Origin of the sequence: Caballeronia sp. LZ033, assembly GCF_031451265.1 — a bacterium.
Classification (GTDB): Bacteria; Pseudomonadota; Gammaproteobacteria; order Burkholderiales; family Burkholderiaceae; genus Caballeronia.
Genome location: NZ_JARUXQ010000003.1, coordinates 68,074 through 81,221 on the forward strand (window position 1 = coordinate 68,074; position 13,148 = coordinate 81,221).

10 protein-coding genes are annotated in these 13,148 nt (G+C 67.0%); 4 read left to right on the plus strand and 6 right to left on the minus strand.

From position 1 onward, the window contains the following. Positions 1-26 precede the first annotated feature (26 nt). Positions 27-2,420 (minus strand): ATP-binding protein, encoded by a 2,394-nt coding sequence (locus QCE62_RS21640; protein WP_309923057.1) that lies wholly within the window; start codon positions 2,418-2,420, stop codon positions 27-29. 297 nt (positions 2,421-2,717) lie between these two features. On the opposite strand from QCE62_RS21640, the gene QCE62_RS21645 reads away from it, so the two are divergent. Beyond that, positions 2,718-4,505, plus strand: a complete 1,788-nt coding sequence (locus QCE62_RS21645) for a ShlB/FhaC/HecB family hemolysin secretion/activation protein (protein WP_309923059.1) — start codon at positions 2,718-2,720, stop codon at positions 4,503-4,505. A 20-nt stretch (positions 4,506-4,525) separates the two neighbouring features. On the opposite strand, the gene QCE62_RS21650 is transcribed toward QCE62_RS21645, so the two are convergent. The 4 genes from QCE62_RS21650 to QCE62_RS21665 form a co-directional block, all read right to left on the minus strand. After that, positions 4,526-6,874 carry a filamentous hemagglutinin N-terminal domain-containing protein gene (locus tag QCE62_RS21650; RefSeq protein ID WP_309923061.1) on the minus strand — a complete coding sequence of 783 codons (2,349 nt, stop codon included), beginning with the start codon at positions 6,872-6,874 and terminating at the stop codon, positions 4,526-4,528. A gap of 277 nt (positions 6,875-7,151) precedes the next feature. Further along, on the minus strand, positions 7,152-7,520 hold the full coding sequence (locus QCE62_RS21655) for a hypothetical protein (RefSeq protein ID WP_309923063.1): 369 nt from the start codon (positions 7,518-7,520) through the stop codon (positions 7,152-7,154). Between the two features lie 95 nt (positions 7,521-7,615). Next, positions 7,616-7,960, minus strand: a complete 345-nt coding sequence (locus QCE62_RS21660) for an STY0301 family protein (RefSeq protein WP_309923065.1) — start codon at positions 7,958-7,960, stop codon at positions 7,616-7,618. Continuing rightward, positions 7,947-8,378 carry a BPSL0067 family protein gene (locus tag QCE62_RS21665; RefSeq protein WP_309923067.1) on the minus strand — a complete coding sequence of 144 codons (432 nt, stop codon included), beginning with the start codon at positions 8,376-8,378 and terminating at the stop codon, positions 7,947-7,949. Before QCE62_RS21665 ends, QCE62_RS21660 begins: the two co-directional genes overlap by 14 nt. A gap of 199 nt (positions 8,379-8,577) precedes the next feature. On the opposite strand from QCE62_RS21665, the gene QCE62_RS21670 reads away from it, so the two are divergent. Continuing rightward, entirely contained in the window at positions 8,578-9,333 is a 756-nt protein-coding gene (locus QCE62_RS21670) for a phosphatase PAP2 family protein (RefSeq protein WP_309923068.1), read from the plus strand. Between the two features lies 1 nt (position 9,334). On the opposite strand, the gene QCE62_RS21675 is transcribed toward QCE62_RS21670, so the two are convergent. Continuing rightward, complete coding sequence (locus QCE62_RS21675) at positions 9,335-10,414, minus strand: hypothetical protein (protein WP_309923070.1); 1,080 nt, start codon at positions 10,412-10,414, stop codon at positions 9,335-9,337. A gap of 241 nt (positions 10,415-10,655) precedes the next feature. Between QCE62_RS21675 and QCE62_RS21680 the strand changes: the two genes are divergently transcribed. Together QCE62_RS21680 and QCE62_RS21685 are read left to right on the plus strand one after the other, a co-directional pair. After that, positions 10,656-11,909, plus strand: a complete 1,254-nt coding sequence (locus tag QCE62_RS21680; RefSeq protein WP_309923072.1) for an MFS transporter — start codon at positions 10,656-10,658, stop codon at positions 11,907-11,909. Next, entirely contained in the window at positions 11,906-13,144 is a 1,239-nt protein-coding gene (locus tag QCE62_RS21685; RefSeq protein ID WP_309923074.1) for an FAD-dependent oxidoreductase, read from the plus strand. The genes QCE62_RS21680 and QCE62_RS21685 overlap by 4 nt, the downstream gene beginning before the upstream one ends. Positions 13,145-13,148 lie beyond the last annotated feature (4 nt).

Sequence of the window (13,148 nt, forward strand, 5' to 3'; positions counted from 1 at the left end):
TTTGTCATGGTGCGCTTGAAGGAAGGCTATTCCTTCTTCGGCTCCGGGCCCCCGATGATCTGGCCGACGTCATACGCCGTACCCCCCGTGCCCGCCACGAGCCGCGCCAGCGCTGTGGCAGCCGTGTCGCGCCGCACGCCGCTCTCCGGCCGATACTGCTTCGGCAGCGCCAGATAGAAGGTGGCGCCGGCGTCGGGCGCGCCTTCCGCCCAGACCTTGCCGCCATGCCGCTCGATGATGCGCCGGACATTCGCGAGTCCGATGCCGGTGCCGTCGAAGGCATCGTTGACGTGCAGGCGCTGGAACACGCCGAACAGCTTGTCCACGTAGCGCATGTCGAAGCCGATGCCGTTGTCGCGCACGAAATACACGACATACCCGGCCAGTTCACCGCTGCCATCCTGTGCGCCGACATGAATCTCCGGCTGCGGACGCTGCGCGCTGAACTTCACCGCGTTGGACAGGACGTTCGTCAACGCCACATGCAGGAAGACATGGTCCGCTTCGATGGACGGCAACGCGTCCACCATCCAGCGCACGCGCGCGGACCATTGTTCGTCGATGTCGTTCTGGATCACGGTGTGGACGAGCGCGCGCACATCAACGGGATGCGGCCTCAATGCCGCGCGGCCCAGTTGCGCGAACGAGAGCAGGTCGTCGACCAGACGGCCGCCGAAACGCGCCGACGTCACCACGCGCTCCAGATAGCCGCGTCCGCGCTCGGAGAGCTTGTCGCCGTCGATCTGCTTGAGCAGGTCGGCGAAACTCACGATATGCCGCAGCGGCGCGCGCAGATCGTGCGAGACCGTGTAGGAGAACCCTTCCAGCTCGTGATTGGCGCGGCCGAGTTCGGTCGCGAGCTGGGCGATTTCCTCCGCGCGCCGCAACACGATGCCGAGCACCGCCGCGCGAAACTCGAGCGCGATCTCACGTTCAGCGGACCGCCACGGCAGCGAGCGGTTGCGCACCACGTCGGTCCATGTTTCGAAGCTCAGGCGCGGCGAGAGCGATTCGGCCAGCCCGGTGAGCTTGGCGCGCGGATCGCCGGCCCATTCGATGGTCTGTACCACTTCCTGGCGGAACCAGACGACGTAATTGCGATAGATCTTCGAGATCGACACCGCCAGGAAACCCGCGACGTCCGGCGAGCCGGCCAGCGCCGGACAGTCCTGCGATGCGTGGTCCGACATCACCACGTCCTCGCTCTGGTCATCGAGCCAGTCGACCAGCGCGGTCACCGCATGCTCGCCGGGCGTCACGCCGACCAGCGACGTGCGTCCTTCGAAGATCACCGCGGCCCCCGACGAGCGCGTGAAGCCGAGCAGGTCCGAAGGGTCGTTGACGAGCGCCTCGACGAAGCTGTCGGTATTCGCCATCGACGAAAGCAGCTTGGACAACATGCGCCGCAGTTCGAGCCGGTAGTGCGCCTCGTCCTGCGTCTCGCGCGCCTCGATCTGCAGCGATACGATCTGCGCGACGTGCTCGCACGCGGTGCGCACTTCGAAGGGCGGCAGACGCGGTATCGCGTGGTGACAGGAGATCAGGCCCCAGAGCGTGTCGTTGACGAGGATCGACATCGACATCGAAGCCAGCGTGCCCATGTTGCGCATGTACTGCAGGTGAACCGGCGACACGCTGCGCAGCGATGCATACGTGAGATCGGTGGGCCGCTTTGTCTGCGGATGCAGCACGGGAACGAGCGGCGCGGCCTCGTAATTGGCGTTCGAAATCAGGCGGATGCGGTTCCTGCGATACAGCTCGCGCGCCTGCGCCGGAATGTCGGAGGCCGGGAAATGCTGGCGCAGATAGGACGGATAGCCGGGATCGACGGCTTCGGCCAGCACATTGCCGTGGCCTTCTTCGTCGAACTTGTAGACCAGCGTGCGACCGAAGCCGGTGATGCGCGAGATTTCCGTCGCGGCGAACTGGCACAGCTGTTCAACGGTGCGCATCGTCTGGACTTCGGTGACGAACGAGCGCACGAGCGGATAGATGGTCGAGAAGACATCGGCGGTGTCCTGTGCCGGCTCGGCTTCGACGAACAGCAGCCCGTCATGCCGATGCACGATGATCGCCATCGGACCGTGCGACGTCCAGCCATCGATCATCACGTTGCCTACGTGCAGGGCCATGCCGTCGCGCGACAGGTGTTTCAGGCTCGCGACCGCGCGCTCGCTGGCGGCCGGGCCGAGCACGTCGGACAGCGCGCGTCCCAGGCAGGCCTCGGGCGCGAGGTGCGCGAACGCGGCGACATTGCCGCTCACCTGCAGGATGTGGCCGTGCGCGTCCACGCTGAAGAACACGCCATGCGGCTGGATTCCACCAGGAATGTGGATCGGCTCGCGTGCGCAGTCGTCGACGGCGAGAGCGTCACGCGGGTCGGGGCGGGCCGTGCCGGCGGTGGAGGTTTTGTCCATCATCGTCCTGAATGCGGTCTGGCTTGTTGATCGCGCCGGTTGCGAAAAGCGGGATTCGGTTGTCGGGCGGCATGCCGCGCACGGCATTTCGGCGTTTTCTACAGACGCTGCGATAATGCCGCGCGTCATTTCTACTCAATGGCCAACGAGTCTTCGAGCCATGACGCGGCAAGCGCAGGAATTGTTCCGCGAAGGGTGCGTTATGACCGCGTCATCGTACGATCGGACACATCTGCGGCGCAGACGCGGCTGATACCATGCGAAGCCCAATGACGATCGCCGGAGCGCGGCGCCGCATGCATGGCTCAGCTTGCCGGAAACCGCATCATACGGGGTTCGCGCCTTCTTGCCGCGACGTTGTCCACGACATTGCTGTGTATCGCGCCGATTCACGACGCCTGCGCGCAGTCCTGGCGCGACGTCGCGCCGCTTGCGCCGCCGTCTTCCGAGCGTCCGCGCGAGGCGCCCCGGCCGCCCCAGCCCGGCGACGACTCGCAGCGCGTCGCCATTCAGGATCTGCGTGGTCTGGCTTTCACGAGTGCGGACCCGGCGATGGCATCTGCTCCGCAGGCGGGCGCCGGCGGCGCGATCACGGCGGCGAATCTGCCGCTGCTGACGCCTGACTTTCTCGACCGCTTCTCCGACGACCTGCACCGGCCGCTCACCTTCGCGCGCCTCGCCGAGATTCGCCGCGCGGTGGTGGCGCGTTATCGCGAGGCGGGCCAGCCGCTCGTCGATGTGTACGTGCCCGAACAGGATGTGAGCGGCGGCGTCGTGAAGATCGTCGTGGCCGAATACCGGACGGGCCGCGTCGTGCCGAAGGGCAACCGCTGGTTTTCCGACGCGTTGCTCGAACGCGAGATGCCTCTGACGAGCGGCGCGCCGATTCGCGAGGCGGATGTCGCGTCCGGCCTGGCACTGCTCAATGCAAATCCTTACCGCCGTGTCGATGTGGTCTACGCGCCGGGCGCGGCGCTCAACACGACCGACGTCATCCTGCAAACCGAAGATCGCTTCCCGTTCCGGGTCTACGGCGGCTACAACAACGACGGCGTCCGCGCGCTGGGCCGCGACCGGCTTCTCGCGGGCTTCGACTACGGCAACCTGTTCGGCATCGACGCGCGCTTCAGCTATCAGATGACCGCGAGCAATGATCTTGTGAGCGGCAATCCCGATATCGAAGGGCGGCCGGATCGTGCGCGCTTCATCGCGCATGCGTTCAACTTCGTCGCGCCGCTGCATGACGGCGACCGCATCGAGTTGTTCGGCGTGTTTGCACAGAGCACCCCGCGCTTGCCGGACAGCTACGGGCAAACCGGCCTCAGCGCCCAGCTCAGCCTGCGCTACGACTGGCGCCTGCCGCCGCTCGATCACGCGGGCGCGTGGCAACAGCAGGTGCAGATCGGCTACGACTTCAAGCGCTCGAACAATGACCTGGAGTTCGGCGGCTTCCAGGTGTTCAACGCCAACACGCACATTCACCAGTTCGTGCTGGCCTACGATCTGTCGAACAGCGACGCGAGCGGCGACACGCATCTGAACGCCGCGCTGTACGCCAGCCCCGGTTATTTCGACGGCAGCAGCAACGACGTGGCCTACGACACCGCGCGCCTCGGCGCGAAGCCGCGCTACCAGTATGTGCAGTTGGCGGCATCGCGGGATCTGGCCATTGCGGCCACAGGGTTTTCGGTATCGGCGCGCGGACTGGCGCAGTGGACCGGCAGCACGCTGTTGCCGAGCGAAGAACTCGGCCTTGGAGGCGATGCCACCGTGCGCGGTTACGAACCCTACGCGGCGCAGGGCGACCGCGGCTGGAACGTGCAGACGGAACTGCGCGCGCCGGCGCTCACGGCGGGCATTGCGGCGGTTCAGCCCTTCGTGTTCTTCGATGCCGGGCACGTATGGAACCGCATCCCGGAGTTCGGCGAGGTCAACAATGCGTCGCTGGCGAGCGTCGGCGCCGGCATTCGCGTGCAGATGGGACGCTTCGTCAGCGTGCGCGGCACCTATGGTTTTCCGCTGCGCGCCGTGGTGCCCAGCGGATCGAAGGCGCCCCTGGGCGAGATCTTCCTTGTGATCGGAAGCTAGGGACGCCTTCGTTCAACGCCTCAATGCGCCTGCTGCCACTGGAGTATCGGATGCGTCGCGCCGGCGGGCATCGCCCATACGCCGCCTGCCGGAATGTTCCAGTCCAGATAGTTCGACGCGTTGCTCATCTGCGCGGTGCTGAGCCCGTTGGAGTCGGGCGGCGCGGTGCCCGAGTTCGACGCGGCGGCGGTGGTGCGGATGGTGGTGTCGCGATTCCAGTAGACGTTGTTGTGGATGGCGCCCGTGTTGTAGCCCGCGATGCCGCCTTCCGGATCGCCCGGAGGCCCGCCGCCGCCCACCTGGCCGGTGGCGAAGGATTCGTTGATGACGCCGGTCGTGCCGTTGCTGTACACGAGTCCGCCGCCGCCGAAGCCGCCGACGCCGCCCGTCGCATACGACTGCGTGATGAGCCCCGAGTTGAACGCGACAAGTCCGCCGGTGTTGCCGTGCGTGCCGCCGCGCGTGAAGCCGGTCGCGTACGACTGCGCGATGGTGCCGTTGTTCACCCCGACGAGCCCGCCCGCCGCCGTCTGGTAGCCGACGTCCGCCGTGCTCGACGAGCGCGCGATGGTGCCGTTGTTGACGCCCGCGACGCCGCCCGCGCCGAAGCCGCCGAAGCCGTTCTGCGAGACGCTGCCGGTGGTGTTGACGTAGGTGACATAGCCGTTGTTCTGCCCGACCAGCAGGCCCAGCCCGCCTGACGTATTGCCGCCCGTGTTGCCGTTCGTGAGGTTCAGGTCGCGCACGACGCCCTTCGTGCCGATGACGCCGAACATGCCGAAGTAGTCGTTGTCGAGGTCGGCGGTGGTGGCGAGCTGGTCGATCGTGTGGCCGAAGCCATCGAACTGGCCGGTGAAGGGCGCGGTAGTGGTCTGGCCGATCGGCGTGAAGTAGTTGGGATACGCGGTTGCGCTCGCGTCGATGTCCTTGCCGAGCGCGTAGTTGCCCGCCAGGTCCTGCGAGACGTTCTTCAGGTCGGCGAGCGTGTTGACGAGCTTGTAGCCGGTCGCCTGCGTGACGAGGCCGCTGTATTGCGCCGCCGTCCAGCCGCTGTTCGTGAGCACGGTGCCCGGCGCGTAGCTGCCGTTCATGTCGTAGAGCGCGCTCACGATACCGCCGCTCTTCGACCAGTCGATGGTGCCGCCGTTCGTCACGCTGCCGCCGTTGTCGGCGCCGGCCGAATCGGCGCGCAGGGTGAGATTGCCGTTGCCGCTGTTGGCCAGCGTCGAACCGGCGCCGATCGACACGCTGTGCGCCGCGTTGAGCGTCAGCGAGCCGTTGCCGGTCCACTGGACCGAGCCGTTCACCGCGAGATCGCCGCTGCTGCTCTGGGCCACGACCGACGTGCCGTTGGCGAGACTGCGCGCGAGCGCGGTGCCGGTCGGCTGATCGACGGTGAGCGCGGGCGCGCCGAGCGTCCAGTTGCCCGCATGCACGTCCGCGCCCGCGACATCGAGCGCGTTGGCGTGCGTCTCCACGGAGCCGCCGCTGCCGTCCGCATTGGCTGCCGCGATCAAGCCGTTGGCGTGGACCGCGCCCTGATCGGCGACGAGCCAGACGTGGCCGTCGCGCGTCGCGGTGCCGGTCGCGCGGATCGCCGCGCTGTTGCCGGCGAGCGCGTAAACGTTGCCGTCGGCGGCTTGCAGGCTGGCTTGCGCCGCCTGGATCGCGCCGGCGTTCATCACGGAGCCGCCGCTGCCGGCCTGCACGAAGACCTGCTGGCCGCCCGACGCATCCTGCAGCAACACCTGGCTGCCGCTCGCGAGTTCGGCGGTGCCTTGCGGCGCGCTGATGGTCCCGGCGTTGATGACGGCCGTGCGCGACACGAGGAACACATCGCCGCCGCTCGAACCGATCTTGCCCAGGTTGATGACCATGCCGTTGCCGCCGCCCGCGAGCGTCAGCGGGCCGCCCTGCATGAACGCGGCGTCGCCGACATTCAGCGCGGAGGCGACGAAGCGCCCGCCCGTCGCGACCACGCCGCCGGGGCCGACAAGCACGCCTTGTGGATTGACGAGATAGACGCTGCCGCTCGCGCTCAGCTGGCCGAGCAGCACCGACGCGTCGCCGCCCGTCACGCGATTGAGCGTCGCGCCGCTGCCGTTGTTGAACGTGACCTGCCGGCCGCTGCCGATCGAAAAGCTGTTCCAGTCGATCACGCCGCGCGACGTCGTCTGATTGATGGTGAGCGACTGACCGCCGCCGCCGATCGAACCGCTGCCCGCGACGAACTGCCCGCCGCTTGGCAATGGCGGCGCGGCGTGCGCTACGGTGGCGTAAGCGAGGCTTGCGATCAGAGGCACGAGCGCGGCGAGCGGTCGCAGGCGCGTCGAGGATGGTGAAACAGGCGAATGAATGCAGCGGGGCATGGCGACCTCCGTTCAGTGTCCATTTGTTTTCGGTTGTTTTCGATCGGGTGGCCGCTGACGGTGGTGCCAATTCGCTTCGGGATCAATGAGGATCGCGAGGCGCGAACATCGACGTGCGAGCAGGCGCGCCGATGGTAGCAATGCGCTGCATGCCGCCAATGTGGGGTGCCGCACATTCTTCAGAGCGAAAAAAAAGTCGCTGCCGCAACCTTTGGCGCATCAAGACGCGCGCCCGACGCGGCATGAAATTTGATCGCCGTGCGCGGTCGCAAACGATTCAATGCGGCGGTTTGCCCTTGCTGGCCAGCGTGGCCCGGCACTCGTGATAGACGCGTTGAACCAGCGCGTTCTCGTAGTCGAGCTCCTCGCTGTCCAGAATGCGTTCGACGTCGCCGCGTGCGGTGTCGTTGTCCAGCAGGTTCGACAGACGGGAAGCGAGCGCCTGCGCCGTGACGGAGAGCCGTGCGGTTTCGATCCAGTCGGCGGCGCGATGATGCCGGTCGAGCCAGCGATGCGCCGCGCGCACCTGGAAGGAGGGATCGGGCCAGTCGCCGTCGAGATAGAACGCGCCGAGGAATCCGCACGTGAGCCAGCACAGCAGATGCACCCGGTCATCGGGTCCGAGAGGATAGCGGACGTGGCTCATGAGGGCGGCGCGCGGCAGGCGATACGGGGTGCAATGACGATAGCACGCTGGCCGTGTATCGGGCGGACCGTCTCGCGCATGGGTGCGCGGGTGCGTCACTCGCAGTCGAGCTTCGTCAGGCCGGCGCCGTTGGTCTGGTAACGGCACACGTCGACGCGCCCGGGAATGGCGATGTCGCGCGTGGCCTGATTGGCGTAGACGCATTGCAGGGTGAGCGCGCGGCCCTGGTCGTACACGTAGCCGATTTTCCAGCTGCCGCGACGGGCGTCGCCCTGGTCGGCGATGAGGGAAACCTGTTCGCTGGGCGCGCCGTCGAACAACTGGACGTAGCGTTCCTGGGTAGCGGGCAGCACCGGACAACTCAGCTGCGCCGCGCTGGCCGGACTCACGGCGGCGGCGCAGGCGCACATTGCCCAAAGCGCAGCCTTACTCGACGACATGAAACCTGTCCCCGTTGTTCACGTCCGATGCATGGCCCCAGCGCAATACCCGTGGGCCAATTGGCTTGCGCGGATGCGCGTACTGGTCATACACGGTGACGCCCGCCGGCCCCTGGCTCGCATAAATGGCTGCATGCCCGTGAAAGTGACCGTGATGGTCGAAGGTGGCGATGACCGTTCCTTCGACGATATGTCCGTTCCCCTTCACCGGCGCTCCCTTTCGCCAGACGGACGTCTCCGGAAGCGAAGGGCAGACTTGCCTGACGTACGACACGCATCCGCCGCAGTAATGCGGCGGGCCTTCGAGTGCGGCGGGAAACGGATCCTGATACGGGCCGTTCGTGGAACCCGGCGCGCACACCCACATGCCTGAGGGCGCGTGGGCGGCGTTCTTGTAGTTTCGGCTGACGTAGCTCATGGGTCCGGACGGGATAGCGAAGGTTGAACGAGCCATGCTGCGGCAATGGCCTGTCGATTCGATCCAAGGCTATCAATGCCGGGCGCTTTTCAGAACGCGATTTGTCCGATTTAGTTACTCGACGCGCGAGGCTGGATGTCGCGTCGGCTAACATGACTCCGCTCAAGCAAACCTTCATCGTGCGAGGAACCGACACCCCATGGATTACCTGGCGCTCGCCCAACGCCACGCCCTGACGATCATCGTGTCGCTGCTGCTCGTCGTGCCAGCCGCGGCCTGGCTCGCATGGACGCATGCCGCGCGCCGGCCGCGCATGTCCGCGCCGGGCGTCGCCATCGCCGCGTTCCTGCCGGCGGCCTGCGGCGCGGCGGTCTTCATCGCCATCGCGACGCGTATCGCGCACGGCAGCGCGTTTGCATCGGCGGATCAGCGGGTGCTTGATGCCGTGCGGGACGGCGTGCCGGCGGCTGCCGCGCGCTGGTTCGGGCGCGTCACGCATCTCGGCGATCCCTGGCTTCTCACGCTGTTGTGCGCGTGCGCCTGTGTCGCGCTTCTGTTGGCGCGCCGCGCCGGGCTCGCGGTCTATCTCGCGGCCGCCACCGGCGTGGGCGCGCTGATCAATCACGCGCTCAAGTCGCTCATGGGCCGCGCCCGCCCGTCCGGCGCGCTCGTGCCTTTGCCCGAGAGCTTCGCGTTTCCGAGCGGGCATACGTTCGGCTCCATCGTTTGTTACGGCATGTGCGCGTACATGCTGATGCGCATCGCGCCGACCCGCTGGGACGCGCTCATCGTCGCGCTGGCGTGCCTGTTCGTGCTGATCATCGGGGTGAGCCGCATCGTGATCGGCGTGCATTTTCCGGGCGATGTGATCGGCGGCTTCGCGGCGGGCGGCGCGTGGCTGGCGTTGTGCATCGGCGTCGCGGAACTGGCGCGGCGTCGCATGCCGATTCCGTGATTCAGACGCGCAACGGGTGGCGCAACGCGACATCGAGATTCATGCGCGCCTGTCCGACCACGCGCGCCAACCCGGACCAGTAGTCGTCGATGAAGTGTCGCAGGAACAGGCTGGCGCTCGTCGCGGGCAGGTCGAAGCGCGTGCCGACGTCCTTCGGAAGACCGGCTTGCTTGTCCTGCATGCGGATCAGCGCGTCGCCATCGACGCGATATGAATAGATCTGTCTCGGCTGGGGCGCTCCGCCGTAGCGCGTCACCGTAGCCGGATGAAGGCCCGCGGAGCCGAACGTGAAGGCGGTCGCGCCGCTGGCTGTCGCCGCCGCCGCCGCGAGGCCGCCGCCCAGCGAATGGCCGGCCAGATAGAGATCGCCGGCGGCGCCATGCTGGCGGATCTCGTTGCCGATCTGCACCGCCCGCTCATATTGAGCCGATTTCATCGGCAGGTTGAATGCCTGCGCGAGGTTGGTGCTCCAGTCCCTGACGCTGGGAAGATCAGTGCGTTCGAACGCCAGCGTGGGTTTCAGGTCGTGACCGAAGATCGCCGGATCGGGTTCGAAGAGACGGGCGCCGAGTCCCGAGCCCGGCAGCTCGAGATCGTCCGGCGTCAGGCCGAAACGCGCGAGCTTCGTGGCATCGTCGGAAATGTCCTGCCAGCCGATGGGCGGCATCGAGCGGCGCGTGTGGTCATGCACTGCCTCAACCAGAAACGCCTCTTGCTGGGCAACCGTGTCGCGCGCGAGGTCCGCGGCGGACTGGCGAACTTCCGGCCTTTCGTCCGCTTCACCGCGATGAACCAGGTCCATCGTGTCGCTCCACTGCCGCGCCGCTTCCTGAGCCTGAGGTCCGGTCCAGCTTGTGATTCGCGCGCCTCCGCGCGGCAGCGTGTCCGAACTCGTCAACAGCGCGTCAGGCGGCGTCGAGTAGTCGGTGAAGCTGGTCTGGTCGAGATAGCCGCTGTATTCCCGGGCCATGTCCTGATCGACATTCGCAGGAAGCGCGGCGAGCGTTTCGTCGGCGGGCGACGCGGCGGGTAATTCATCTGCCGGTGAAAGCAGGCTGGCGGAAGATTCCGGGATCTGCATGACGACTCCATAAAGGCATACCAAGGCACTCTACGGAGCATCGGAACGGGTCATGCGGTAATCCCGCATTCGATCTCATCCGCTCATTTTGGATCCAAAATCCTTGATTCAGGAAAAAGATCGGCGCACAATCGCCCGGAACCGAATCGCCTTGTCCAGATGCTGCATCCTCTCCGGAGCTGTCATGACCGATCGAGCCCAAGCCGTTGCAAGCCCTTACGCCGCAAGCGAAAGTCCACGCATGTCCACGCAGACCAGCCGCGCAGTGACGGCGGCGGTGGTCGGCAATATCCTCGAATGGTTCGACTTCGGAACCTACGCGTTTCTCGCTACCGTGATCGCGAAAGTGATGTTCCCCACCGGCGACGACTTCGCCGCCATGCTCGGCACCTTCGGCGCGTTCGGCCTGGGCTTTGCCGCGCGGCCGCTCGGCGCGATCATCTTCGGCTGGCTCGGCGACAAAAAGGGCCGCAAGTGGACGCTGACCTTCGTCATGCCGCTGATGGCCGCCGCCACGCTGTTCATGGCCTTGCTGCCCACCTACGCGTCCATCGGCATCATGGCGCCGGTCCTGCTCGTGGCGGCGCGCATGCTGCAGGGCATTTCCGTCGGCGGCGAACTGGGCAATGCGGTGGCGTTCCTGGTGGAATGGGCGCCGCCGAAGAAGCGCGGTCTCTACGGCAGCTTCCAGCAATGCAGCACGCTCGGCGGCATGCTGCTCGGCTCCGGCGCGGCCGCGCTGGTGACCACGCTGCTCTCGCCGCAGGCCCTGCTCGACTGGGGCTGGCGCGTGCCGTTCATCATCGGGGCGATCGTGATCGGGCCGATCGGCTGGATCATCCGCAAGCGCAGCGAGGAGACGCCTGTCTATCAAAGCGCCAGCGACGACGCGCCCAAGGCCCCGGCCCGCGCCCCCGCGCTGCTCGGCTTGCAGGCGTGCGGCCTCGTGATCGTCTGGACGGTTTCGCTGTACGTGCTGCTCAACTATCTGCCGTCGTTCACGACGAAGTACGTCGGCATGAATGCTTCGACGGCGCTCTGGCTGAACACGGCGGGTCTGATCGTCATGACGGCGTCGATCCCGTTCTGGGGCGCGGCGTCCGACCGCTTCGGACGCAAGCCCATCTACGCGATCGGCTGCGTGGCGTTCCTCGTGCTGCCCTATCCGATCTTCCATCTGATGCTCGCCTACAAGTCGGCGGCTGTCGTCGGCGCGGTGCAGGTGGTGGGCGGCGTGATCATCGGCATCTTCTCGGGTGTCGGGCCGGCCGTGCTCTCCGAACTGTTCCCGACGAAGATCCGCACGACCTGGATGTCGATCGGCTACGGCATCGCCAACGCGGTATTCGGCGGCTTTGCCCCGATGATCTCGATTGCGCTCATCAAGGCCACCGGTTCGCCGCTGTCGCCCGCGTACTTCGTGATGCTGGCCGCGCTCCTTTCCACGCTCACCGTCATGACCATCCGCGAAACGGCGCACGCTCCCTTGCAATGAACGAAGAAACAAATGATGTCGTGGTAGTCGGCGCCGGTGTGATTGGCCTTGCGTGCGCGTGGGCGGCCCTGCGCGACGGCGCCCGCGTGACGCTCGTGGAGCGCGATTTCGAAGGCGACCGCGCGTCGCACGGCAACGCGGGCGGCATCGCGGTGAGCGAGAGCACGCCGATCGCCGTTCATGGCATGGTCTCGAAGGCGCTGAAGTGGCTGATGGACCCGCTCGGGCCGCTGGCCGTGGACTGGAAGCATCTGCCGAAGGCGCTGCCGTGGTTCATGGCGTTCCGGCGCGTCGCCGAGCCGGAGCGGTATCAGGCCGTGTCGCATGCGCTCGCGCTGCTGAACAACCGCGTCTACGACGACATCCTGCCGCTGTTCGACGACATCGGCGCCACGGGCATGCACTATCGCCGTGGCGCGCTGACCGTCTATGAAACCGATGAAGCCTTCAATGCCGATCAGGACGAATGGGCCTTCAAACGTGAACTGGGCGTGCGCTGGCATGCGCTGAACGCGCAGCAGGTGCGCGAATGCGAGCCGGCGCTCGCGCCGGTCTTCAGACACGGCGTGTTCCTCGACGACTGGTCGCACATCGGCGATCCGCGCCGCATCGTCACGCTGCTGCGCGAACGCGTGCGAGCGCTCGGCGCGCGGTTCGTGACCGGCGTGGCGCGCGCGATCGAGGCGCCTGGCAGTGTCGCGCTCGATGACGGCACCCGCGTGAGCGGACGCCGCATCGTCGTGGCGGCGGGCGCGTGGTCGGCGGCGCTGGCGCGCTCCATCGGCGACCGGGTGCTGCTGGAAAGCGAGCGCGGCTACAACGCTACGCTGCCCCGGCACGGCATTGCGCTGAATCGCGAGGTGATCTTCGCGGAACGCAAGTTCGTCGCGACGCCGCTCGACGTCGGCATGCGCATCGGCGGCGCGGCGGAGTTCGCGGGCCTCGACGCGCCGCCGAACTACCGTCGCAGCGACGCGCTGCTCACGCTCGGCAAGCGTTTCCTGCCGGGCATCGACGATACCGGCGCGGCGCGATGGATGGGTCATCGTCCCGCGACGCCTGATTCGCTGCCGGTGATCGGCACGTCGCCGCGCGTGCCTTCGGTCGTCTACGCATTTGGCCACGGCCATCTCGGGCTGACGCAGTCGGCGACCACCGCCGCGCTCGTCGCCGACGTCCTGGCGGGCCGCACGCCGCGCGTGCCGCTCGCGCCTTATTCGATTGCCCGCTTCTGAGCAT